Origin of the sequence: Acinetobacter sp. RF15B (assembly GCF_007558235.1) — a bacterium.
GTDB lineage: Bacteria > Pseudomonadota > Gammaproteobacteria > Pseudomonadales > Moraxellaceae > Acinetobacter > Acinetobacter lwoffii_C.
Window position 1 is genome coordinate 148,987 of record NZ_VLSR01000006.1, and the last position, 23,736, is coordinate 172,722.

Consider the following 23,736-nt stretch of genomic DNA (forward strand, 5'->3'; position numbering starts at 1 on the left):
TGAGCGGTTTTTTTATTAGGCCCGTACTGAGTTATTTTTCAATAATCGCAGTTACACCCTGACCACCCGCAGCACAGATTGACACCAAGACACGACCTGAACCTTTTTGGTTCAGCAGTTTTGCAGCAGTGGCAATAATACGGCCACCAGTTGCAGCAAATGGATGGCCTGCGGCAAGTGAAGAACCTTTTACATTCAGTTTTGCACGGTCAATTGTACCTAATGGCGCATCCAGACCTAAGCGCTCTTTACAGAAGGTAGGATCTTCCCAAGCTTTTAGGGTAGACAGAACTTGTGATGCAAATGCTTCATGAATTTCATAATAGTCGAAATCTTCAAGTTTCAAGCCTGCACGTTCCAGCATACGTGGAACTGCGTAGGCAGGTGCCATCAGTAAGCCTTCTTTTTTCTCCACAAAATCAACTGCTGCTGTTTCTTGGAAAGTTAAGTAAGCCAGGACTTCATGACCATTGGCTTTCGCCCATTCCTCAGAGGCCAAAAGTACACAAGATGCACCATCAGTCAGTGGAGTCGAGTTACCTGCAGTCATGGTACGCGCATCACCCTTACCAAAAGCAGGCTTTAATTTTGCCAGTTTTTCGACAGATGAGTCAGGACGCAGGTTATTGTCACGCTCCAGACCTAGGAATGGCGTGATCAGGTCATCAAAGAAACCTTCTTCATAAGCTGCTGCCATTTTCTGGTGTGAGGAGGCAGCCAGTTCATCTTGTGCTTCGCGTGAAATGCCCCATTCCAGAGTAGTGATAGCCTGATGATCACCCATAGATAGGCCGGTACGTGGCTCACCATTTTTAGGTGCGTCCATCAGATCTTTGACATTAATTTTTGTTAGAGCCTTTAAGCGGTCTTTAGCTGTTTTGGCAATGTTCAGCTCAAGTAGGGCTTTGCGTAAGCCATCACCAAATGCAATTGGCGCATCAGAAGTGGTATCTACACCACCGGCAACACCGACTTCAATTTGACCCAGAGCAATTTTGTTTGCCACCAGAAAAGCGGCCTGTAAACCGGTACCACAAGCTTGCTGTATGTCATACGCCGGTGTTTCAGGAGCAAGTGCGGTATTCAGTACACACTCACGCGTCATATTGAAATCACGGCTATGTTTTAGCACTGCACCTGCAACGACCTCACCCAGACGTTGACCTTGCAGATTAAAACGTTCAACTAGTCCATTCAGTGCGGCAGTAAACATGTCTGTATTAGACGCGGTAAAATAAGCACCATTAGAACGTGCAAATGGAATACGGTTACCACCAATAATAGCGACGCGGCGAACTGTGTTTTGGCTCATATTATTATCCTGTTGAACAGAAGGCTGTGTTTTTGAAACGGAAGCGGTTTTAGTTGAAGTCGAGTTTTTAGTACGCGTAGACATCTGGCGTGTACGCGTGGTTTTAGTCGAATTTTTTTCTGTAGCAGAATTTGTGTGCGTACTTTTGCTGGCCGCTTTAGTACGAGTTGATGGTTTTGACACAACTTTTTCTACAGGACTCTCGACTGCTGGATTTTCTTGAGTTGTTTTGCTCATAAGGCTTTACCAGGCAAATTGATCATCTTTATGCTGCTTACATTAGCATAGATGAGCATAGGCTGTATTGACTGCAATGACATTACAGACTGCGCTCAGGTCAAGTCATCTATTGGGTATCTCAAGTATTATTGGGCAAAACCTGGTAGATCTATTGAAATAGATGTGTTTGGCATCATATTGATGTTAAAAGGATAACTTTAGACCGATCAAAAAACTAATTTTTATGAGAGATAATAAGCATGACTGATCAGTATCAAACTTTCGCAAAATCTCCTATTGGTAAATTTGTCATTAAAAATTTGGGGCTGCCATCCCCAACTTCTTTAGAGCGTTTTGAATCTGCAACCCCGGTAGTCAAAGGAGCGGTTTTATTTGGTGCGGCGCCTAAAAGTCCTTTAACCGGCTCAATTGCACAAGTTCTTGCTAATATTCATGCCAACAGTTATGCGGGTAATAATTCTGAACTTCAGCATGCAGCGGCACAGTCAGGTTTGAATCTGAGTGCTTTTAATTCAGGTGATAAAGAATCTAAATTTAAAGTGGTAATTTTTGATGCCTCAGGAATTGAAAACTCCGAGCAATTAAAATCGCTTTATGAGTTTTTTAATCCGATTGCCCGTCAAATTCAAAGCTCTGGCCGAGTACTGGTCATCGGTACTAGCCCTGAAACTGCAACATCGGTGAGTCAGGCGATTGCTCAACGTGCACTGGAAGGCTTTGTCAAATCAGTCGCTAAAGAGTTTAAAAAAGGGATTGCGGCAAACCTGATCTATGTGGATACCGGTGCTGAAGATAATCTTGAATCAGCTGTACGTTTTGCGATTTCTCCGCGCTCAGCTTATGTTTCAGGTCAGGTGATTCGGGTATCTAAAGCTGAAAAGGTCGATGTGGACTGGGCGCAGCCACTGGCAGGGAAAACTGCTGTGGTGACAGGTGCAAGCCGTGGTATCGGTGAAGCCATTGCACACATACTGGCACGTGATGGCGCACATGTCATTTGTCTGGACGTTCCGCAGCAGCAAGCTGACCTAGATCGTGTTGCAGGGGAAATTGGCGGTTCTACATTGGCACTTGACATTACTGCAGCTGATGCAGGCGAGAAAATCAAGGCAGCTGCCGCAGCACAGGGCGGTCTGGATATTATTGTGCATAATGCAGGCATTACGCGTGACAAGACATTAGCCAATATGAAGCCTGAACTTTGGGATCTGGTGATTAATATCAACTTGTCTGCAATTGAACGTGTGAATGACTATCTGCTTTCCAATGATGGCCTGAATGCAAATGGCCGCATTATCTGTGTATCTTCTATTTCAGGTATTGCAGGTAACCTGGGTCAAACCAACTATGCAGCGTCTAAAGCCGGTGTGATCGGGGTGGTAAAATTCACAGCACCGACATTAAAAAATGGTATAACTATTAATGCCGTGGCACCAGGTTTCATTGAAACGCAAATGACTGCTGCAATTCCATTTGCGATTCGTGAAGCAGGACGCCGTATGAACTCCATGAGTCAGGGTGGCCATCCAGTGGATGTGGCAGAAGCCATTGCCATGTTTGCATCGACGGCATCTTCTGGTTTAAATGGCAATGTGATTCGTGTATGTGGCCAGAGCCTGTTAGGGGCTTAAAGCATTCAAGTCCTCTCCTGCGCTTTAATTTAAAGCTCAGGAGAGGATTTAGAAGAGGGAAAGTGAAAGGAAATATTCCTCATCAACCCTCTCTAACTCTCCCTAAAGGGAGAAAGCACTTTATAAATGAAAAAAATATTTTGAAGGTTTAGTATGAATACGCGCCATTTTAGTCAACTTCCAAAGCCTTATTTAGCTTATCCAAAAGTGATTCAAGGTTTGGTTTTCAAAAAGCCAAAAGCTGAAAAAGTTCTGCCGCAAGTTGAATATGTGGTGGATTCATTTAAGGTGGATCAGAAACATCTGAAAATCTATAATGAAGTTTGTGGCTTTAAAAATAATGGTTATATCCCAGCGATTTATTTGACTGTACTTTCTCAAAGCCTGCAAATGCACATGATGACTTCGGAAGCATTTCCATTTCCGATTCTAGGTCTGGTGCATATTCGTAATCAGGTCAAGCAGTATCGTAAAATCGGGGTCAATGAATCTCTCATGCTATCCTGCAAATTTGGTGAATTGCAGCCGCATGACAAAGGTATGCAATTTGATTTCATTACTACGGTGAAAGCAGGTGATCAGGTTGTAGTTGAAGCGTTGACGACTTATTTATGCCGTCAAAAGAATAGTGTTAAAGCTGCTGTCAAAGTAGCAGAAAATAAGACACCCGCGTATCAGCTGAATGGCGAATGGGAGGTTTCTGAAAATACTGGCCGCCGTTATGCTATGACTTCAGGGGACTTTAACCTGATTCATATTCATGCGCTCACTGCAAAAGCATTTGGTTTTAAACAGGCGATTGCCCACGGAATGTGGAGTAAAGCCAAAGCTTTGGCTAATTTATCATTACCTGATGCATATGAGGCAGATGTCTGGTTTAAGTTGCCAGTGTATTTGCCTTCCAAAGTGGAATTCCTGACTGCACAAGCCGCCAATCAAACCGACTTCCTGATTCGAAACAGTAAAAATCAAAAACCGCATGTGAGTGGTAGCGTAAAAGCAATTTAATTTAAAAAAAGCCTAAACTCGATTTAGGCTTTTTATTTTTATGAGATCAAGATTCTATGGACAGAATATTACAACCTTTAAAAGACTATGTGCTTGCTGACAAAGAAAACTACCAGGGAGTGGTAGATGAACGTTTTAAAGCTCTGGCAGAGCAGTTTAGCCGCTTGCAGCATGCCCGTACTGAACAGGGTGGGGCTGCGCTGGTGATTTATTTTCAGGGACAAAAAGTCTTGGATATTTACACTGGTAAAAAGTCGGAAAACGAAGCTTGGCAAGCAGATACCATGTCACTGTGCTATTCCACTGGTAAGGGAGTGCTGGCGACATTGGCGCATATTCTGGCAAGTCAAGACCTGATTGATTACGATCGACCAGTTGCTGACTATTGGCCTGAGTTTGCCCAGCAGGCTAAAGATAAAATTACATTAGCACATATGCTCAGTCATCAAAGCGGACTGTTTGATATTCGTAATATTATTGATGATGCAGCCGAAATGGCCAACTGGCCTCAGATGCTGGAACGGGTAGCAGCAGCAAAACCGCGTTTTAAGGTGGCAACGGATGCTGCTTATCAGCCTTTGACCTTTGGCTGGCAGGTGGGTGGTGCACTGGAAAAAGCCACCGGCCAGAGTCTACAATCATTGATGCAGCATTATCTGGTACAGCCTTTGGAGCTCGATGGTGCCTATTTTGGTGTGCCAGCGCAAGAACTACCACGAGTTGCACGACCAATTTTTACGACCCAGTCATCTTCACAAGTCAAAGTTAAAAAAACCGCAGCTCGAAAGCCTAATTTAATGGAGCGTGCATTGATATGGAGTGGTCAAAGTCCACAAGATTTTCAGGACGGAATGATTCCTAAAGGTATGAAGACTTTTAGTTTCTTTAGTAATCAGGGTTTACAGGCCGTTATTCCTTCAGCCAATGGAGTATTTACTGCGCGGAGTCTGGCAAAAATCTATGCCATGCTTGCCAATCATGGTAGTTGGCAGGGGGAAACCTATATTTCAACTGAAAATTTTCAGCGTCTGAGCCAAGTGCAATATACTCGCCGTGACCGGATTATGCCTTTGCCAATGCATTGGCGTTTAGGCTATCACCGGATATTAAGCTTAGGTAAAGCTTCTCAAGGGTTTGGGCATGTGGGGTTTAATGGGTCCGGAGCTTGGTGTGATCCGGAGCGTAATTTAAGTTTTGCGTATACACATAATTTTCCTACAGGTTCATTAACAGGGGATTACCGGTTATGGGGATTGACGCAGGAAGCTTTACGCTGTGCTGATGCAGTGCTGACAGGTCGAAAAGGCTGGTGGTAATTCTATTTTTGGGTTTGGTCAGGGAGCTGAAATAAAAATAGGAACTTTTAAGTTCCTATTTTTCAGCTTCGCATAATGTGTATTATTTAATATTGGAAAACTTAAATATTCTTTTGATTTACGCGTTGTGAAAGTTCTTCCGCACTTTCTACACGTTCAGAATAACGGTCAGTCAGATACGCAGACTGCCCCCGGGTTAAAAGCGTAAATTTATAAAGTTCTTCCATCACATCTACGATCCTCCGGTAATAAGATGAAGGTTTCATACGGCCATCCTCTTCAAACTCAAGAAATGCTTTAGGCACTGAGGACTGATTTGGGATGGTGATCATACGCATCCAGCGTCCTAAAATCCGCAATTGATTTACCGCATTAAAGGACTGTGAGCCACCACATACTTGCATTACCGCTAAAGTTTTACCTTGCGTTGCACGTATTGCACCTGCAGCTAATGGAATCCAGTCAATTTGCGCTTTTAAAATTGAACTCATTGAACCATGACGCTCAGGAGAGCACCAAACCATGCCCTCTGACCATGCTAAAAGCTCATGCAATTCTTTTACCTTTGGATGTTGCATATCACCATCTTCAGGGAGGGGTAGCCCTTTTGGATGGAAGATTTTCACTTCTGCACCGAAGTATTCCAAAATTCGACCTGCTTCCTGAACTGCTAAACGGCTATATGATCTCTCACGATTTGAGCCATACAGGAGCAATATTCTCGGTGGATGGTCAAGGTGCTGTGCCTGAACTTTTTCTAAAGTAGGTTTTTCTAAAAGACTAAGATCAATATTTGGTAAGCTCATTCGACTCATACCTCTTTAAACACTTTTTTTCTAAGCCATAGCGAAACTGTCACCAAGGCAATCAATACAGGAACTTCAACAAGTGGTCCGATCACGGTTGTGAAGGCTACAGGTGAGGCTAATCCAAAAGTGGCAATGGCTACAGCCAGTGCTAATTCAAAATTGTTGCCTGCCGCAGTAAAGGAAATAGCAGTGGTTTTAGGATAGTCGTTACCCATCCATTTACTCATAAAGAAGCTGATGAAGAACATCGCAACAAAGTAGATTGTCAAAGGAATAGCAATTCTAAGCACATCTAGAGGAAGGCTAACCACCTCACCACCTTTAAGACTAAACATGGCTACAATCGTAAATAGAAGCGCAATAAGACTGATAGGGCTAATCTTTGGGATAAATCTGGTTTGATACCAATCTAAGCCTTTCTGTTTGACTAAGATCAAGCGGGTTAAAAAGCCAAGTAAGAAGGGAATACCTAGATAAACCAGAACAGCATGGGTAATCGTCCAAAAGCTCACATTAATGATTTGTGCCTCTACTCCAAAGAATGGCGGTAAGAAGGTCAAGAATAACCAGGCATAAGTACTAAAGAACAAGATCTGGAAGATACTGTTAAATGCAACTAAGGCTGCAACATACTGATTATCGCCACATGCCAGGCCATTCCACACCAGGACCATAGCAATACATCGGGCTAAACCAATCAGAATGAGACCTGTCATGTATTCAGGATAGGCGTGCAAAAAAATGATTGCCAAACCAAACATTAAGCAAGGTGCTATGAGCCAGTTTTGAATGAGAGATAATGCAAGGGTACGCTTATCTTCAAAGACTTTAGGCAAGGTCGCATAGTCTACCTTGGCAAGTGGCGGATACATCATCAAAATAAGCCCTATTGCGATAGGGATATTTACTGAGTTAATGCTTAATTGATCGAGTACCACGGATGTTTGAGGGAAAAATACCCCAATACCTACGCCTAATGCCATGGCAATGAAAATCCATAGGGTGAGGTTTCGGTCTAAGAAGGAGAGCTTTGAGGCGGACATTGAATTACTCGCATTGCATAGAGATAGATAGATTGCTCGCAGCTGTATTCACTACTTCATTACTTAACACATTGAGAACTGCATTTACCCATTCTGGTAAATCGGGATTTAATCGGTAGTACACCCATTGTCCTTTACGCTCATCTAGCAAAATTGAGAGGTTGCGAAGTAAAGCCAAGTGACGAGAAATCTTAGGTTGGCTCAGTTGTAATATCTCTGTGATTTCACACACACATACATTTTGTCTTTCTAAAATAATTTTTAAAATATCTAGACGTGTCGGGTCAGATAGGCACTTAAAGAAATCTGCTTGATCCATAATCGATGCTCACATATATGCTATTGCGAATATACGTATATCCATATATAAATGCAATATTATGAATGCCTGAGTAAATCCAATGTCATCAAAAGTTAAGATCTATCATAACCCTGCTTGCGGAACATCCAGAAATACACTGGCGCTAATTCGAAATGCAGGCGTAGAACCTGAAATTATTGAGTATCTTCTTAACCCTCCAAGCAAGACTGAACTCATGAATCTAATTGAAAAATCAGGCCTTTCTGTACGTGAAGCTATTCGTAAAAATGTAGAACCCTTTGCAACTCTTCAATTAGATCAGCAACACTGGACAGATGAACAGCTCATTCATTTTATGCTTGAGTATCCAATTTTAATTAATCGTCCATTTGTGGTGACAGAGGTCGGTGTAAAGCTTTGTAGACCCTCTGAACTCGTTTTAGATATTTTGTCTGCACCTCAATTAGGAGCTTTTACTAAAGAGGATGGTGAAATGATTATTGATGAAAATGGTGAGCGGATTAAATAAATCCACTGCATTTAATATAAAAAGGTGGTTATCCGAACATTAAAAAGCCCCAATCTAAGATTGGGGCTGCGTATAATCTGTATTATATTAATTTTAGTGAATTTTTACTATAAAATAAAATATTAAGCTTGTATTTTACTATCAGTAATTTCAAATAATAGAGTCACTCGATGCTTAAAAAAATTATCTTAAGCCTTTGCTTGGGTTTATCTAATGTAGCTATCGCAAAAAGCGTAGCTTTGAGTTTCGATGATGGTTTAGACCCATCAATTAATTCAGATGCTCAACACATCAATGAAGATATTTTAAGTACATTAAAACAAAATAAAATCCAGGCAATCGTTTATCCGAGTATACGTAAAATTGGAGGAACAAACGGATTAAATATAATTTCTAATTGGGGTAAACAAGGCCATCGTATTGGTAATCATGGAAATTTACATCTAAATCTTAATAAAGATGAAGTAAATTTATCTACTTATTTACAAGATATGCAACAAGGCCATGAAATGTTTTCCTCATTAGCGGGATTTATACCACGTTACCGCTTTCCATTTCTTAAAGAGGGAAATACTCTAGAAAAAAGGGATAATGTGCGTAAATGGCTGAGTAGCCATAGCTATAAATCTGGCGCTGTTAGCATCGATGCGAGTGATTGGTATTACAATCAATTGTTTCTGAAATATCATCAAGAAAAAGATCAAACAAGCCTGGCTAAATTAAAACAAGCTTACATTGTTCATTTACTTGACCGAGCGAAATATTATGATGATTTAGCCGTACAAACATTAGGACGCTCTCCAAACCATGTACTTTTACTGCATATAAGAGCTATTAATGCCGCTTGGCTAGAAGACATAATTGCTTCCTTCAAGAGGGAAGGCTGGAAATTTATTGATAGTGATACCGCCTATCAAGACACTATTTATAAAATTCAGCCAAACTTATTGCCTGCTGGTGAAAGTATCATCTGGAGTATTGCGCAAATTTATGGTGTGAATAATTTACGTTATCCAGCAGAAGATGCTCCATATGAATATCTAAATTTGGCAAACCATGGTTTGGAAGTTGAAAAGTAAATCCTTCATTTAACATAAAAGCCATTGCTTTAAGCTATTCTTCATGTCAACTATCTTCCACATTTAAGAAAAAATAATTTCCCATCCTTTGATAGACTCAGACCCATCCCATGTTCCACTTGCCCACAATATTTACAACCAAGTAAATAAATGCCGACAATCCTGTCTATATAAACTACCTTATGATTTTTAATCACTTATTGAATCATAATAGCTTGTTTATCAGATTTTTTGACACCTACTTAACCTACAGCTCTTATGGGCTTATTTCGATTTAAACTCAATTTAAAAACTCATCTGCGCTAAAATATCCGGCAAATGTCGCTTTAGAGTTTCCCATGCTATATCCCATGCCTAAAAAAATCCAATTCACTCCATCGCCAGCTAAATGGCAACTTGCTGCCAATGAATCGGTTTTGGTCTTGGTGGGATTACATAACCTGCGCATGCAGACTGGAATACAAGACACGGAACTCATGAAAAATCTTATTCAGATTAGCAATAAAGCCAAAGCACTGGATATTCCGATTGTTGATTTATATGGTGATGACCTGATGCAGGGCATGCAACAACTCGGTGAATATGCCTCAACCCACCCCCAACTGATTTTTGCAGGACAGGTGACGCCGATGCTGAAACAGATTTTACCGCATCTGCAAAGCGTGACAGAGCACATCTGTGTGGTGGATGATGCAGTTTTTCTGGCCAATCAGGAGCAGCATATCCAGTGGATTGAGAATATCTCGCAGCAGGGTTTACATCACATGAGCAGTTATAGCCTGACACGTTTATGGAGTTTAAGTGCGCCGTCAAACTATGTACTGTCGATCAAAGGCATTATGTTAGCGGTGGCTGAACAGCTGGATATGGATGCTCTGGAAATTGATCCTTATATTGATTTAAAACAGTATGGACTGGACTCTGTAGCAATGGTCAGCCTGGTTGGAGTATGGCGCGCACATGGTGCAGAGCTGCGTTATGAAGATGTGCTTGAACATGTTTCTTTGCATGAATTGGCAAGTTTTGTGCTGCAATCTGTACACCGCTAGAGAGTGATTGAGTAATTTACTCCACATAATCGGAAATTTCTTCGGCATTTATATAAAAGCGCATTGTAATTATTCGCCAAGCTTTCTATTATGGCCGCCTTATTTTTCGCGATCAGCCTGGGATTGAACTTTGAGTAATTTTCTAACCGAACATCTGATACATCGTGATAAGGATTTTATGGTCATCCATAAACCGGCTGGTTTGCTTACAGTTCCAGGGAAAACAGAAGATTTACAAGACTGTCTCATTAGCCGTCTCATGAAAATAGAGCCCAAAACCTTGCTCATCCATCGTCTGGATCGGGACACCTCCGGCATTTTGGTGTTTGCCTTGAGTCGGGAAGGGCAAAAATCTATTTCTCGCCAATTTCAGGAACGCCAGACGGATAAAACCTATCAGGCAATTGTGGCGGGAATTCTGGATGGCGAAGGAATGGTGGATGTTCCCGTGATTTATGATCCGGACCATCCGCCATTACATATTGCAGAGCCAAATCATAATAAGCCTGCACTCACCCATTGGCAGGCCATTGAACATTTTGAAATTCAGGGACAAGCTGTCACTCGTGTAAAATTGACTCCGATTACGGGGCGTTCACATCAGCTGCGTGTGCATATGCAGTATCTTGGACATCCTATTATTGGAGATACCTTGTATGCTACACCTGAGCAGCAACAGCTGAGCGTACGCTTATGTTTGCATGCCGAACGTTTAAGTTTCTCTCATCCTCACACACAACAACCGGTTGAATTTTATTGTCCGGCGCCATTCTAGGGGTGAGTTTTTTAATCGGCGTGAATTATACTCACTTTTTAGTGGGCTTTATGTCAAAATACATTGCTTGAAGGTGTGAAGTTTTGCTCCAATGACATTTCGTGATGGAGCCTGATATTCATAATCTTGTACTTAAGATAAAGGTGGAAAAATTGCAGCAATTTGCTATTGGTCAACGTTGGTTATCAGATACTGAAACAGAACTCGGCTTAGGAGTTCTCATTGATGTTGATGAACGATCGGTCAGCATTTTATTCCCAAAAAGCGATGAAACGCGTGTCTATGCACGTAGCAATGCACCTTTGTCCCGCATCATTTTTAATGCCAATGACGAGCTGCAAGATCAGGAAGGTATTTACTGGACCGTGGAATCGGTCGAAGACCGTCATGGCGTGGTCCGTTACCACGTAGTACGCACGCTTGAAGATGGCAGCGAAGAGCGTAAAGCCCTCAATGAAACCCGTGTGGGTGCAAGTATTCAGCTGTCCAAGCCTCTGGATCGTTTGCTGGCCAGCCAGATTGATTATAAAGAATGGTATGACCTGCGTATTGAAGCCTTGCTGATGCAAGCCAATATGCAAAGCAGTCCCTTACGTGGCCTGATTGGTTCACGTGTTGGGCTGATTCCCCATCAGCTGTATATTGCCCATGAAGTTGGCCAGCGTTTTGCGCCGCGTGTATTACTGGCTGATGAAGTTGGCTTGGGTAAAACCATTGAAGCCGGCCTGATCATGCACCAGCAACTTAAAACAGGACGTTCTGAACGTATCCTGATTCTGGTTCCAGATTCATTACAATATCAGTGGATGATTGAAATGCGCCGCCGTTTCAATCTGGAATTCTCCCTGTTTGATCTGACCCGTACCGCTTCGATCAAGGAACATGATCCGGATCTTAACCCGTTCCTGACCGAGCAGCGCATCATTGCATCTGTCGATTTGATGATTGACCATGAAGATTTGCGTGAACAGGCTTTAGAAGCGGGTTTCGATTTGCTGGTGGTCGATGAAGCGCACCATTTAATGTGGAGCGAAGAAGAAGGCGGTAATGACCGTTATGATCTGGTTGAAGAGCTGGCAGAGCACACAGCAGGCGTTTTACTGCTTACCGCAACACCAGAACAGCTGGGCGTAGAAAGTCACTTTGCGCGTCTGCGCTTACTTGATCCGCAGCGTTTCAGCTCACTGGACCGTTTCCTGGATGAAGAAGAACAATATCAGCATACTGCTAAAATTGCTGAAGCCTTGATGTCAGATATGCCACTTGAAGCAGAACATCTGACTGCAATTGAAGACTTGCTAGGTCATGCGATTGAAGATACAGCAGAACAACGCTTCCGTGCGATTCATGAACTGCTGGACCGTCATGGCACCGGTCGTATTCTGTTTCGTAACACGCGTGAAGCCATTCAGGGCTTCCCGGGCCGTGACTGTCAGCCTGTACCACTGCCAGCACCAGAAAACTGGTCTAAAGATGGCAAGCTACGTGAACAGATGTGGCCGGAAGAAGCCCAGCTCGATGGCTCATGGATGGAGACTGATCCACGTGTCATGTGGTTGATGGAAAAATTGCGTACCGATCTGAAACACAAGAAGGTATTGCTGATTGCACGCAGCGGTCCGGTGGTAGAAGCGCTAGAAAATGTACTTCGCTTACATGCCGGTATCCGTACCGCGATGTTCCATGAGGGGATGAGCCTGCTGGAACGTGACCAGGCAGCGGCTTATTTTGCTGAAGACTCTTATGGTGCACAGATTCTGCTCTGTTCAGAAATTGGTTCTGAAGGGCGTAACTTCCAGTTTGCTTCTGATCTGATTCTATTTGACTTGCCGGCGAATCCTGATGTGCTGGAACAGCGTATTGGCCGTCTGGACCGGATCGGTCAGGAAAACCGTATTCAGATTCACGTGCCTTATTTAGTGGGTACAGCGCAAGAGCGGATGTTCCGCTGGTATAACGAAGCCCTGAATATTTTTAGCAATATTTCACCTACAGCGCAAACTTTGCAAGAAAACTTCATTGTGGCATTAAAAGATTGCCTGCTGGCGGATAAAGGCCAAGAATTTGAAGATCTGCTGGAAGAAGTCAGCGTACAACGTGAAGCACTGGAAGCCGAGTTGCAGGCTGGCCGTGACCGACTGCTTGAGTATAATTCTTGTCGTCCTGTTGTGGCGCAGGAAATTGTCAAGGCACTCGAAGACTATGATGACAACACAAATCTGCCTGTGTTTATGAAACGCTTTATGGCATCGACCAACATTGATTTTGATGAGCAAAGCAATGGAACCGTAATCATCAAGCCCACAGATCAGATGCAGGTACAAGGTTTGACGCTGGACGAAGATGGTATGACAGCAACGTTCTACCGTGATCAGGCGCAAATCAGGGAAGATGCACAGTACCTGACCCTTGAGCATCCATTTACCGAAAGTGTGATGGAAATGATCAATACTCAAGGTTTTGGCAGTACCAACGTTGCTGTGTTAAAGTCAGCCGCTTTACCGCAAGGTTCTGTATTGCTGGAAGTCTGGTTTAAAGTTGATGTTATTGCACCTAAAGCGCTGAACCTGCCGTCTAGCCTGCCACAGCAATTGATTCGCGTCTTGCTGAGTGAAAAAGGTCAGGATCTGTCACAGAAGATTGCCCCAGAAATCCTGAAACCGTATTTACATCATCTAGATGGTAATAGCTGCCGTCAGGTGGTCAAAGCCCGTCGTGATATTATTGAGGCACGTTACCAGCAAGCTCTTGAACTGGCACGTGCGAATTTACCAAACTTCAAGCAGCAGGCCAAAGAAGTGTATGGTAATAAATGGCAATATGAAATTGACCGTCTGACTTATCTGAAGCAGTTCAACCCAAGTATCCGTGAAGATGAAATTGCCCGTTTACAGAAGTTGCAAAAAGAAGGCTTAAGCCTGCTGGATGGATTATCGGTGACGCCTGAAGGTATTCAGGTAATGGTGGTGGTAAAACCATAAACGCTCATTGAGCAAAAAGATATTTCTTAAAAGCAGTCTTCGGGCTGCTTTTATTTTTAAACTTTTAGCAAGCCAGACCTTTAATCGGGCCATTTTGTGTATGGGTCTATTTTTGGTTAAAATTTTGACTTCCTTAAAATTATAAAGAAAAACAATATGTCTAAAGCCTTAATTACCATCGGAGCCAAAACTTCACATGGTGGGGTGGTCGTTGAAGAAGAAGCTTCTTTTCTGGTCAATGGCGTTGCAGTTCATTTACATGCAATGAAACATTATTGTCCAAAATGCCAGCTTGTCGTCATGGCGATTGCTGCTGATCCGTCGTTTCAGGTTCATGGCCGGGCAGTGGTCCTGGCTGGAGATAAAACCACCTGTGGAGCAATTTTTCTACCGATGCAAAGTCTGGTGGTTGCACAAAAATAATGCTGAGTCCAGTTATAAAGTTCCTGTTATCAAAGGCCTGTGACTTTAAAGTCATAGATTGATGATTTCTGCCCTATAGCATTCAAGTTTGAATGATTAAGCTGAGGCAATATCTCAGAAGATAAGCAAAGATAAAAATGAAACCCGTATTATATTTTACGCATGCGAATGGTATTCCCTCTGCGAGCTATCGAAAGTTTTTAGATCATTTTCAGGATGAATATACGGTCAAATCCATTCCGTTGATTGGAATGAATCCACACTACCCGATCACCAAAGACTGGCGTTATCTGGTGGATGAAGTCATCGATGATATTCAGCAGCAGGCACCGGGCCAGAAAGTGGTGGGGGTAGGGCACTCTTTTGGCGGCTTAATTACGCTTATGGCGGCATATCGCCGGCCAGAACTTTTTTCCAGACTGGTGATTATGGACCCGCCGTTTGTTATCGGAAGAAAAAGTGCACTTTTTGAGCTGGTAAAAAAACTGAACCTGAAAAGTATTGACCGTTTTACCCCGGCAGGTATTACCTTAAAGCGTAAAGATTACTGGCCATCGCGCCAGGCCGCGGCTGAAGCGCTCAGGATGAATCGCCTGTTTAAACATTTTGATGAGCAGTGTTTTGATGATTATATTGCAAGTGGACTAGTGGCCAATCCACAGGGTGGAGTCACATTGCGTATTCCGAAACAGATTGAAGCTGAAATTTTCCGGACAGTGCCGGCCTGGTGGTGGAGAACGCCACGTAAACCCCCGCAAGTTCCCGTGCATCTGGTTACCGCTGAACATAGCCAGTTTTATCAGCAAGGACTACCACAAGGAATACAGAGGTTTTACCAGATAGAATATTCGGTGGTGCAGGGCGGTCATATGTTTCCGCTTGAACATCCTGAAGCAACAGCAAATCATGTCAATGCCCAGCTGCAGTTGCTTTAAACCATAAAGCAAGAGGCTTGATCTGAGTCTCTTGTTGTATTGACTTAACTTTCAGTTAATTCAGTTGGGATTGTTCCAGATGACGGGCTCCTTCCAGAATCATTCGAATCATAATCATCGTTTGTTCTGCGATTTCCTGACGTTCTGCAGCTGGCATATCAATTACATTGGCCCCCATATTAAATACCAATTGGGTAATCGCCTTAGACACAATATCCGGATGAAATAATTTTTTATTATTCAGACGCTCGAAGCGGATCAAATCTTCCTGCAACTCCTGCTGGAAATAATTCAGCTGACGCTCTACGGCCTGCTTATAAGACTTGGAGCCGGTATAGCCTTCACGTAATAACAGGCTCAGATTGCCTTCATCTGCATCGAGCTGGGCAATAAATACTTCTACTGAGCTGCGAATGATGCTGCTCTGGCGTGATGCCTGCAGGCGTGCTTCATGCAAAATCTGACGCAATACAATCCCGGCACGATCAATCAGCTCGATTGCCAGTTCATCAATATCCTTAAAATGGCGATAAAAACTGTTTGGTGCAATGCCAGCTTCACGTGCAACTTCACGTAAACTTAAGGACGAGATACTCTTTTCTGGCCCAATCAGGTTTAAGGCTGCCTGAAAAAGTTCTTCTTTGGTAATAGTCGCTTTACGGCCCACACTACGTACCACAATTGGCTCATCAATGTTGTTTGATTGTAAGGAGGCGTCACTGCTCATTTTCATTGAAAGCTCTTTCAGGAGAAGGGGTTAATTAAAGCATTATTACATTATAACCAAGGGGAATCGGCTTGTGAAATAATTAGAAACAATACATTCGTATATACAAATATATATACAGATGTATAATAATGGAAAATCCACGGTGGTGTCTTTACGATGCAGGTACTCGAAAAACTTAAAATGCCTTTAACTACGCTCGGCGAGAGTGTAATCGACCAGCATGCGATCAACTTCTGGGCGCAAAAACTGAATCCTTTATGGTCATTCAATCAGGCTTTAGGCAAAATTGTGCATATAGAAACTGCTGCACGGGATATGCTGAGTTTCAAAATTCGGGTCAATCGTTTATTCAAATTTGGTGAAGCCGGCCAGCATCACCCTGTATTTGTAGTGATCAAGGGAATTCGCTATGAACGCAGCTATAGCCTGACACGTCTGGATCAGCAGCATGTTTTACTTACCGTAAAGCAAGTCAATGCCGGCAAGGTGAGTAACTGGTTGGCTGAACAGGCCAAAGTCGGCGACATTATTGAGTTTGGTCAGCCTTTTGGTGATATGACCTTGCCTGAACAAGCGCATCCGATGATTCTGCTGGCCGCAGGAAGTGGTATTACACCGATGCTCAGCATACTGGAAGCCTTGGATCAGAAAACTGAGTTTTCCGTGCCTGTGACTCTATGGTATTGGGTCAAGCACAATCAGGAGGCTGCTTTTATTACACGCTTTGAAGCATTGGCACGTAAATATCCTAACTTCAGTTATCAGGTATTTGCCACTCAGGAACAGCAGGCTGCGCCACGTTTAGATGCAAGTTATCTGACACAGTTACAAAACCTTGAGCAAAGCGTGGTATATGCCTGTGGGCCTTCCGGCTTTGTATCGACCGCAGAACCGCTGTTTAGTTCGGTCAAACTGTTCAAAAGCGAAGCCTTTAGTATGAGTTTGGGCGATATGTCTGATACTGGTTTTGTGAATATCACACTGACCCGGTCCAAAAAGACCGTCAGTATTCCTAAAGGCCAGTCAATTCTGGTGAGTCTGGAGCATCAAAATATTAAACCTGCACATGGCTGCCGTATGGGAATTTGCAACAAATGTGTCTGTAATAAAGTTGAAGGTGCAACCAAAAGTCTGGTCAATGGCGCACAAAGTACCGAACCCGGTAATGCCTTGAAAATTTGTGTTAACTCGGCACAGACCGATCTAGTCATTGACCTATAAGCGAGTCTTATCTTATGAATATGCCAGTCAAAGTTGAATATTTTAAAAACCCTAAAAACCGTGAATTGAGCCAGTTTGAACTGGATGAGCTCGCAGCTGAGCTGGATGCAATCAAGCAGGAAGTGCTGAATGATCTGGGCGAAAAAGATGCCAAGTATATCCACAAGGTGTATTCTGCAATTCGATATTCCTCAATTGCAGGTCGTGCCTTGTTGTTTGCAGGCTGGTTTCCGCCAGCCTGGGTTTTGGGGACAGGTCTATTAAGCTTTGCCAAAATTATGGAAAATATGGAATTGGGTCATAATGTCATGCATGGCCAGTATGACTGGATGAATGATCCTAAGCTGAAGGGTCAAACTTATGAGTGGGATATTGTCGGTACTTCTGATAACTGGCGTCAGACGCATAACTTTAAACACCATACCTATACCAATATCAAAGGGATGGATGATGATATCGGTTATGGCCTGCTGCGCCTGTTCCCTGAGCAGCGCTGGAAGCCGGGCTTTTTATTACAACCGATTTATGCCGTGCCATTCTGTTTGCTGTTCCAGTGGGGCGTCGCAATTCAAAATCTTGAGCTGGGTAAATACTTGAAGGGCCGCAAAACTAAGCAGAAAATGCAAGAAGAGTGGGCACCGATGCAGCGCAAAATTGGCAAGCAGTTGTTTAAGGATTATGTTTTCTTTCCGGTCATTGCTGGTCCGGCGGCGCTGCCGGTATTTACGGGGAATCTGGTGGCCAATGGCATTCGTAATATCTGGACTTTTAGTGTGATTTTCTGTGGTCACTTTACTAAAGATGTAGAAGTATTCCCGAAATCCGTCATGCAAAATGAAAGTCGTGGTCACTGGTACATGCGTCAGATACGTGGATCTTCTAATCTGACAGGTTCAGAAGCCTTTCATATCCTGACTGGACATTTAAGCCATCAGATTGAGCATCACTTATATCCGGATATCCCTGCACGCCGTTATCGTCAGATGGCGCCAAAAGTGGAAGCGGTATGTAAAAAATATGGCTTGCACTACAACAATGCCAGTCTGGTGAAACAATATGGCAGTGTACTCAAACGTATTGTGAAATATGCTTTTCCGTTTAAAAAGTAAATTGTCTTGAAAAAAAACCGCTTTTAAATCAAGCGGTTTTTTAATGCTGATCTAAGAATTAAAACATTTAGTAGAAGACCTATTTAAAATCAGAAAAGTTATTTAATAAAGATAAAACTACAGCTTGTACATAAATATAAGGAGCAGACTCAGCACATCGCTGGAGCTGTGAAGTGAATATGCTAAATTAAGCGTCAATAATTTCAGAAGAAGGCTGAATATGCAAAAAATAATCTTATCTGGTTTATCTGGCATGTTGGCCACCCTTTTGCTCGCCGGCTGTACCAGCGTTACGCAGAATCATGACTACCAGCCCGTATTAGGCATGGTCAATCCGGCAAGTCAATATTGTGTCAGCCAAGGTGGAAAACTGGAATTACGTACCGAAGCGCAGGGGCAAGTTGGTTACTGTCATCTAAAAAATCAACAGGTCATTGAAGAATGGGAATATTACAATATGAGTCAGCCCAAATGTGTACCTGAACAGGCCATGGCCTTGGTTGGACAGGCAGATTTGACCGAAGCACAGATCAAGCAGAAAACTCAAGCCCAGCTGGTAAGGGTCATTCATCCGGGGGATGTCGTTACCATGGATTATAATGACGCACGTATCACTGTAACTGTAGATGCAACCAGCAAAAAAGTTTTACAGGCGACTTGCGGTTAATTTCTTCCGAAGCTTCGCCTGTTAAAGACCGGATTAGACTCTTCTACTTAAAGCACAGGATTTGTATTTTAAATGACAAATCCTGCCTGATCTTTTATATTGCCTTGTGGAAGGAGAAGTTCATGAAAAAATTATTGGTCTTATCGTTTATGGTGGCGCTGGTGGGTTGTGCCGAGAAGAAACCTTTAACCCCGGAAGAGCAATGGCAAGGTTACTGCCGTAGTGTGGGAAATGCCGCGCGTACCATTATGCTGGACCGTCAGAACGCGATTGAAAAAGACAAGGCAATTGAACATGCCAACAAGATTGATGATGATACAACTCGGACATTTATCCTGAGCATCATTGATGAAATTTATGCACTTCCAAAAGAAGAAATTAATCAGGATGTAGCTGCGGCACGTGAAAAAGTGCGGGCTGAGTTTACGCAAAAGTGTATTGCTACACCGCATGATGAAATGCCAGATTATAAACCGTTCTAAGAAACGGTTTTTTTATTCCTGATGAAGTCAGTTTGCTCTTATAAAGTTGTAAAACTTTAATTCAGCCCCTGTTTTTAATGACTATTAAATAGCCTAAGTAAATATATAATTTGTGACAATTACTAAATCTAAAATATAGAAAAGCTTATCTGAATATTGAATAATAAATTTAACTCCAAGACTTCAGGAGCAACATAAGATGAAAGTCGTTAAGTATTTGCATCACTGTGATTTGCTGTTAGAAGATGAACATGGTTTTGCAATAATTAGTGGTGGTCACTATGTATTGAGTGTGGGTGACCGGGTGGTTTTTAAAAAAATTATAGAACAGGATAAGCAGCTGTATCAGGTGGATATTTCCTTTGCCAGTAGCAACCATAGCACTACCTGTGAAGATCAATGGTTTCTTAAGTTTGAAGGCTGTAGAGATTCATTCCAGCAATATTTAAACTCAACTACAGTCCACTAAGGTGGAGTATCTTTTTTTATATAAATCAGGCAACATCAGTGTTGCCTTTTTTATGCATCAAATTCAGTTAAAAGGGTTCATAACCGTCGTTAATTTATGCAAGCAGATGGCTCTTGATTATTGAATGATCATTATGGGTATCATTTATTTATAAAATAACGAGCATCACAAAGAAACACTTTACTTGCATTAACTTTTAACTGGAAGTTTAGTAAAATTTTGGAGTCCATATTATTTATGAAGCTTTGTATAAGCAGGAAATCATAAATAATTTTTTAAAAAAGAGGAATAACACCGTGCTAGAAGCTTACCGCCAACACGTTGCAGAACGTGCCGCACTCGGAGTCCCACCGAAGCCACTTGATGATACTCAAACTGCTGCATTAGTTGAATTATTCAAAAATCCACCAGCTGGCGAAGAAGCATTCTTAGTTGATTTGCTTGAAAACCGTGTTCCAGCGGGTGTTGACCAAGCTGCTTATGTTAAAGCTGCATTCTTAGCTGCTGTGGCTAAAGGTGAAGCAACTTCTCCACTGGTTTCTAAAGAACGTGCGGTTTACTTACTGGGCACTATGCTTGGTGGTTATAACGTTGCTCCTTTAGTTGAACTTTTAGATGACGCTGCTCTAGGTGAACTTGCTGCTGAAGCGCTGAAAAAAACGCTGCTAGTATTTGATGCGTTCCATGACGTTGCTGACAAAGCAAAAGCGGGCAATGCAAACGCGAAAGCAGTTCTTCAATCTTGGGCTGACGCTGAATGGTTCACTAGCCGTAAAGACGTTCCTGAAGAAATTAAACTAACCGTTTTTAAAGTAACTGGCGAAACCAACACAGATGACCTGTCTCCAGCTCAAGATGCTTGGAGCCGTCCAGACATTCCATTGCACGCAAATGCAATGCTGAAAAACGAACGTGATGGCATCAACCCTGAAAAACCTGGTGAAGTTGGTCCATTAAGCCAAATTAAAGAGCTTATCGCGAAAGGCAACCAAGTTGCTTATGTGGGTGACGTTGTTGGTACAGGTTCATCTCGTAAATCTGCAACGAACTCGGTTCTTTGGTTCTTCGGTGACGAGATTGCTCACATCCCGAACAAAAAAGATGGTGGTTACTGCTTAGGTGGTAAAATTGCTCCGATTTTCTTCAACACGATGGAAGATGCGGGTGCATTACCAGTTGAGATCGATGTTTCTAACATGAACATGGGTGATGAAATCACTCTGAAAATTGATCATGCTGCTGCAAAAGTAACAGCGTTCAAAGATGGCGCACAAATCGCTGAAGCTGAACTGAAAACTCCAGTACTTCTAGATGAAGTACGTGCTGGTGGTCGTATTAACCTGATTATTGGTCGTGGTTTAACGACTAAAGCACGTGAAGAGTTAGGTCTTGCTCCATCTACTTTATTCCGTACTCCAGTTCAGCCTGAGAATACAGGTAAAGGCTTCACTCAAGCTCAAAAAATGGTAGGTCGCGCTTGTGGTCTTCCTGAAGGTCAGGGTGTTCGTCCAGGCACTTACTGTGAACCACGTATGACAACTGTTGGTTCGCAAGATACTACAGGTCCGATGACTCGTGACGAATTGAAAGACTTGGCTTGCTTAGGTTTCTCTGCTGACCTGGTAATGCAATCTTTCTGTCACACAGCTGCATATCCGAAACCAGTTGACGTTCAAATGCAACACACGCTTCCTGATTTCATCATGAACCGTGGTGGTGTTTCTTTACGTCCAGGCGATGGTATTATCCACTCGTGGTTAAACCGTATGCTTCTTCCAGATACAGTAGGTACTGGTGGTGACTCGCATACTCGTTTCCCAATTGGTATTTCATTCCCGGCAGGTTCTGGTCTTGTAGCATTCGCTGCTGCAACTGGTGTTATGCCACTAGATATGCCTGAATCTGTACTGGTGAAATTCAAAGGCAAAATGCAACCTGGTATCACGCTACGTGACCTGGTACATGCAATTCCTTACTATGCAATTAAAGAGGGTGACCTGACTGTAGAGAAGAAAGGTAAGAAGAACATCTTCTCTGGCCGTATCCTTGAGATCGACCTGACAGAAATGGAAACTGACCTGACTGTTGAGCAGGCATTCGAACTTTCTGATGCTTCTGCTGAACGTTCAGCAGCGGGCTGTTCTATCACTCTTTCTGAAGAGAAAGTTGCTGAATACCTGCGCTCAAACATCACTATGCTGAAGTGGATGATTTCTCAAGGTTATGGCGATGCGCGTACTATGGCTCGCCGTGTTGAGAACATGGAAAAATGGTTGGCGAACCCATCACTTCTTAAAGCTGATGCTGATGCTGAATACACGAAAGTATATGAAATCGACCTTGCTGATATCAAAGAACCTATCCTTTGCTGCCCGAACGATCCAGATGATGCAAAACTTCTTTCTGACGTTCAAGGCGACAAAATTGATGAAGTGTTCATCGGTTCTTGTATGACAAACATCGGTCACTTCCGTGCAGCTGGTAAACTTCTAGAAAAAGTACCAGGTGGTTCTTTGTCTACTCGTCTATGGTTAGCTCCTCCAACTCGTATGGATGAACACCAGTTGATGGAAGAAGGTTTCTATAACACTTATGGTAAAGCTGGCGCTCGTACAGAAATGCCAGGTTGTTCACTGTGTATGGGTAACCAAGCACGTGTAGCGCCGAACACCACTTGTGTATCGACTTCTACCCGTAACTTCCCGAACCGTTTAGGTCAAGGTGCTAACGTTTACCTGGCTTCTGCTGAACTTGCTGCTGTTGCTGCTGTACTTGGTAAATTGCCAACTCCAGAAGAATATCAACAGTATGCAGCTCAAATTGACAGCATGTCTGCTGACATCTATCAGTACTTGAACTTCGACAAGATGAGCGAGTATACAGATGCTGCGAAAAACGTGGACACTAAGAAAATTGCTGCTGCTCAATTGGCTTAATTTGTTGAAAATTAAAGTATTTTGAGTTAAAAATAAGGGCTGAGTAATCAGCCCTTATTTTTTTGATATTTAAACTATGATCAAACCTAATATATTTACTTTTGCTACAAAAGAATTATCACAAGATGCTTTTATTTTTTGGTTGTTAGACCATGCTAATCCTAAATATAACTTTGTTGACTTAAATATTAAACAATGTGCTTTAAATCTAATTCAAAAATTTTTTGAATTAGAAGATAAAATAATGCCTGAAGAAATCATCACTTTTGAACTTTCTAAACAAGTCGAAGGAATTGATATTTTTTTGAAAATTAATGATTATTATGTGGTTATTGAAGATAAGACTTCTTCTAAAACACACGGCGATCAATTAAAACGTTATAGAGATGTGGCACTAAAAAAAGCAAATGGCATCAACGAAAAGGTATTAGCAATTTATTTTAAAACACATGATCAATCAAACTACTCTAGGGAAATGTCAGATGGGTTTAAAGTTTTTTCTAGAGGGCAACTAATTTCTATATTAAATATTTATACCGATATTAAAAGTGATATTTTTAATGACTTGGATTCTCAAATGAAGTGCAACAGAGATTAAATTATTGGAAGGAAGCAAGATGAGCTAGCATTTTGCTTCCGACCGACCAAAGTCAAAGTTGCATCATGAACTATACTCATCTTACTCAAGAAG

Annotated in this window: 22 protein-coding genes; 17 read left to right on the forward strand and 5 right to left on the reverse strand. The window is 42.4% G+C overall.

Annotated features, from left to right (window positions below):
- Positions 1-31: 31 nt before the first annotated feature.
- Positions 32-1,549: an acetyl-CoA C-acetyltransferase gene (locus tag E2K74_RS06790; RefSeq protein ID WP_151206828.1), complete on the reverse strand. Its 1,518-nt coding sequence runs from the start codon at positions 1,547-1,549 to the stop codon at positions 32-34.
- A gap of 242 nt (positions 1,550-1,791) precedes the next feature.
- Between E2K74_RS06790 and E2K74_RS06795 the strand changes: the two genes are divergently transcribed.
- From E2K74_RS06795 to E2K74_RS06805, 3 genes are all read left to right on the forward strand, one after another.
- A complete protein-coding gene (locus E2K74_RS06795) occupies positions 1,792-3,183 on the forward strand; it encodes a 3-oxoacyl-ACP reductase (protein ID WP_151206829.1) in 1,392 nt (463 codons plus the stop codon).
- Between the two features lie 153 nt (positions 3,184-3,336).
- Positions 3,337-4,191 carry a MaoC family dehydratase gene (locus E2K74_RS06800; RefSeq protein ID WP_151206830.1) on the forward strand — a complete coding sequence of 285 codons (855 nt, stop codon included), beginning with the start codon at positions 3,337-3,339 and terminating at the stop codon, positions 4,189-4,191.
- Between the two features lie 56 nt (positions 4,192-4,247).
- On the forward strand, positions 4,248-5,507 hold the full coding sequence (locus E2K74_RS06805; protein ID WP_151206831.1) for a serine hydrolase domain-containing protein: 1,260 nt from the start codon (positions 4,248-4,250) through the stop codon (positions 5,505-5,507).
- A 101-nt stretch (positions 5,508-5,608) separates the two neighbouring features.
- Here the strand turns inward: E2K74_RS06805 and arsH are convergent, their stop codons facing one another.
- The 3 genes from arsH to E2K74_RS06820 are packed head-to-tail and all read right to left on the reverse strand — an operon-like array spanning position 5,609 to position 7,678.
- The gene (gene arsH / locus E2K74_RS06810; protein ID WP_151206832.1) at positions 5,609-6,313 is read right to left on the reverse strand and encodes an arsenical resistance protein ArsH; all 705 of its coding nucleotides are present in this window, start codon (positions 6,311-6,313) and stop codon (positions 5,609-5,611) included.
- 5 nt (positions 6,314-6,318) lie between these two features.
- Positions 6,319-7,359, reverse strand: coding sequence for an ACR3 family arsenite efflux transporter (gene arsB / locus E2K74_RS06815; RefSeq protein WP_151206833.1), 1,041 nt, complete (start codon positions 7,357-7,359; stop codon positions 6,319-6,321).
- 4 nt (positions 7,360-7,363) lie between these two features.
- Complete coding sequence (locus E2K74_RS06820; protein WP_151206834.1) at positions 7,364-7,678, reverse strand: ArsR/SmtB family transcription factor; 315 nt, start codon at positions 7,676-7,678, stop codon at positions 7,364-7,366.
- Between the two features lie 82 nt (positions 7,679-7,760).
- Here E2K74_RS06820 and arsC point away from each other — a divergent pair, with 82 nt between their 5' ends.
- From arsC to E2K74_RS06855, 7 genes are all read left to right on the forward strand, one after another.
- Positions 7,761-8,189: an arsenate reductase (glutaredoxin) gene (arsC, locus tag E2K74_RS06825; protein WP_151206835.1), complete on the forward strand. Its 429-nt coding sequence runs from the start codon at positions 7,761-7,763 to the stop codon at positions 8,187-8,189.
- 170 nt (positions 8,190-8,359) lie between these two features.
- Positions 8,360-9,268, forward strand: a complete 909-nt coding sequence (locus tag E2K74_RS06830; RefSeq protein ID WP_151206836.1) for a polysaccharide deacetylase family protein — start codon at positions 8,360-8,362, stop codon at positions 9,266-9,268.
- A gap of 338 nt (positions 9,269-9,606) precedes the next feature.
- Positions 9,607-10,317 carry a phosphopantetheine-binding protein gene (locus E2K74_RS06835; RefSeq protein WP_151206837.1) on the forward strand — a complete coding sequence of 237 codons (711 nt, stop codon included), beginning with the start codon at positions 9,607-9,609 and terminating at the stop codon, positions 10,315-10,317.
- 130 nt (positions 10,318-10,447) lie between these two features.
- The gene (locus tag E2K74_RS06840; RefSeq protein WP_151206838.1) at positions 10,448-11,092 is read left to right on the forward strand and encodes an RluA family pseudouridine synthase; all 645 of its coding nucleotides are present in this window, start codon (positions 10,448-10,450) and stop codon (positions 11,090-11,092) included.
- Positions 11,093-11,235: 143 nt separating this feature from the next.
- A complete protein-coding gene (rapA, locus tag E2K74_RS06845; protein ID WP_151206839.1) occupies positions 11,236-14,073 on the forward strand; it encodes an RNA polymerase-associated protein RapA in 2,838 nt (945 codons plus the stop codon).
- A gap of 156 nt (positions 14,074-14,229) precedes the next feature.
- Positions 14,230-14,496 (forward strand): PAAR domain-containing protein, encoded by a 267-nt coding sequence (locus E2K74_RS06850; RefSeq protein WP_151206840.1) that lies wholly within the window; start codon positions 14,230-14,232, stop codon positions 14,494-14,496.
- 137 nt (positions 14,497-14,633) lie between these two features.
- A complete protein-coding gene (locus E2K74_RS06855; protein ID WP_151206841.1) occupies positions 14,634-15,431 on the forward strand; it encodes an alpha/beta fold hydrolase in 798 nt (265 codons plus the stop codon).
- Between the two features lie 55 nt (positions 15,432-15,486).
- On the opposite strand, the gene fabR is transcribed toward E2K74_RS06855, so the two are convergent.
- The gene (gene fabR / locus E2K74_RS06860) at positions 15,487-16,164 is read right to left on the reverse strand and encodes an HTH-type transcriptional repressor FabR (RefSeq protein WP_151206842.1); all 678 of its coding nucleotides are present in this window, start codon (positions 16,162-16,164) and stop codon (positions 15,487-15,489) included.
- 153 nt (positions 16,165-16,317) lie between these two features.
- Here fabR and E2K74_RS06865 point away from each other — a divergent pair, with 153 nt between their 5' ends.
- The 7 genes from E2K74_RS06865 (at position 16,318) to E2K74_RS06895 (ending at position 23,643) form a co-directional block, all read left to right on the forward strand.
- Positions 16,318-17,382 carry a flavin reductase family protein gene (locus tag E2K74_RS06865; protein ID WP_151206843.1) on the forward strand — a complete coding sequence of 355 codons (1,065 nt, stop codon included), beginning with the start codon at positions 16,318-16,320 and terminating at the stop codon, positions 17,380-17,382.
- Between the two features lie 14 nt (positions 17,383-17,396).
- Positions 17,397-18,491 carry a fatty acid desaturase family protein gene (locus tag E2K74_RS06870; RefSeq protein ID WP_151203242.1) on the forward strand — a complete coding sequence of 365 codons (1,095 nt, stop codon included), beginning with the start codon at positions 17,397-17,399 and terminating at the stop codon, positions 18,489-18,491.
- A 220-nt stretch (positions 18,492-18,711) separates the two neighbouring features.
- Positions 18,712-19,158, forward strand: a complete 447-nt coding sequence (locus E2K74_RS06875; RefSeq protein WP_151206844.1) for an I78 family peptidase inhibitor — start codon at positions 18,712-18,714, stop codon at positions 19,156-19,158.
- 122 nt (positions 19,159-19,280) lie between these two features.
- Positions 19,281-19,640 (forward strand): hypothetical protein, encoded by a 360-nt coding sequence (locus tag E2K74_RS06880; protein WP_151206845.1) that lies wholly within the window; start codon positions 19,281-19,283, stop codon positions 19,638-19,640.
- Positions 19,641-19,839: 199 nt separating this feature from the next.
- A complete protein-coding gene (locus E2K74_RS06885) occupies positions 19,840-20,109 on the forward strand; it encodes a hypothetical protein (RefSeq protein WP_151206846.1) in 270 nt (89 codons plus the stop codon).
- A gap of 296 nt (positions 20,110-20,405) precedes the next feature.
- Positions 20,406-23,045 carry a bifunctional aconitate hydratase 2/2-methylisocitrate dehydratase gene (locus tag E2K74_RS06890; protein WP_151206847.1) on the forward strand — a complete coding sequence of 880 codons (2,640 nt, stop codon included), beginning with the start codon at positions 20,406-20,408 and terminating at the stop codon, positions 23,043-23,045.
- A 76-nt stretch (positions 23,046-23,121) separates the two neighbouring features.
- Complete coding sequence (locus E2K74_RS06895) at positions 23,122-23,643, forward strand: PD-(D/E)XK nuclease family protein (RefSeq protein ID WP_151206848.1); 522 nt, start codon at positions 23,122-23,124, stop codon at positions 23,641-23,643.
- The last annotated feature ends 93 nt before the right edge of the window (positions 23,644-23,736 follow it).

Excerpts from the sequence above, each read along its gene's own strand:
- E2K74_RS06790 (WP_151206828.1), bottom strand. The coding sequence starts at position 1,549 with ATGAGCAAAACAACTCAAGAAAATCCAGCAGTCGAGAGTCCTGTAGAA.
- E2K74_RS06795 (WP_151206829.1), top strand. The coding sequence starts at position 1,792 with ATGACTGATCAGTATCAAACTTTCGCAAAATCTCCTATTGGTAAATTT.
- E2K74_RS06800 (WP_151206830.1), top strand. The coding sequence starts at position 3,337 with ATGAATACGCGCCATTTTAGTCAACTTCCAAAGCCTTATTTAGCTTAT.
- E2K74_RS06805 (WP_151206831.1), top strand. The coding sequence starts at position 4,248 with ATGGACAGAATATTACAACCTTTAAAAGACTATGTGCTTGCTGACAAA.
- arsH (WP_151206832.1), bottom strand. The coding sequence starts at position 6,313 with ATGAGCTTACCAAATATTGATCTTAGTCTTTTAGAAAAACCTACTTTA.
- arsB (WP_151206833.1), bottom strand. The coding sequence starts at position 7,359 with ATGTCCGCCTCAAAGCTCTCCTTCTTAGACCGAAACCTCACCCTATGG.
- E2K74_RS06820 (WP_151206834.1), bottom strand. The coding sequence starts at position 7,678 with ATGGATCAAGCAGATTTCTTTAAGTGCCTATCTGACCCGACACGTCTA.
- arsC (WP_151206835.1), top strand. The coding sequence starts at position 7,761 with ATGTCATCAAAAGTTAAGATCTATCATAACCCTGCTTGCGGAACATCC.
- E2K74_RS06830 (WP_151206836.1), top strand. The coding sequence starts at position 8,360 with ATGCTTAAAAAAATTATCTTAAGCCTTTGCTTGGGTTTATCTAATGTA.
- E2K74_RS06835 (WP_151206837.1), top strand. The coding sequence starts at position 9,607 with ATGCTATATCCCATGCCTAAAAAAATCCAATTCACTCCATCGCCAGCT.
- E2K74_RS06850 (WP_151206840.1), top strand. The coding sequence starts at position 14,230 with ATGTCTAAAGCCTTAATTACCATCGGAGCCAAAACTTCACATGGTGGG.
- E2K74_RS06855 (WP_151206841.1), top strand. The coding sequence starts at position 14,634 with ATGAAACCCGTATTATATTTTACGCATGCGAATGGTATTCCCTCTGCG.
- fabR (WP_151206842.1), bottom strand. The coding sequence starts at position 16,164 with ATGAAAATGAGCAGTGACGCCTCCTTACAATCAAACAACATTGATGAG.
- E2K74_RS06865 (WP_151206843.1), top strand. The coding sequence starts at position 16,318 with ATGCAGGTACTCGAAAAACTTAAAATGCCTTTAACTACGCTCGGCGAG.
- E2K74_RS06870 (WP_151203242.1), top strand. The coding sequence starts at position 17,397 with ATGAATATGCCAGTCAAAGTTGAATATTTTAAAAACCCTAAAAACCGT.
- E2K74_RS06875 (WP_151206844.1), top strand. The coding sequence starts at position 18,712 with ATGCAAAAAATAATCTTATCTGGTTTATCTGGCATGTTGGCCACCCTT.
- E2K74_RS06880 (WP_151206845.1), top strand. The coding sequence starts at position 19,281 with ATGAAAAAATTATTGGTCTTATCGTTTATGGTGGCGCTGGTGGGTTGT.
- E2K74_RS06885 (WP_151206846.1), top strand. The coding sequence starts at position 19,840 with ATGAAAGTCGTTAAGTATTTGCATCACTGTGATTTGCTGTTAGAAGAT.
- E2K74_RS06895 (WP_151206848.1), top strand. The coding sequence starts at position 23,122 with ATGATCAAACCTAATATATTTACTTTTGCTACAAAAGAATTATCACAA.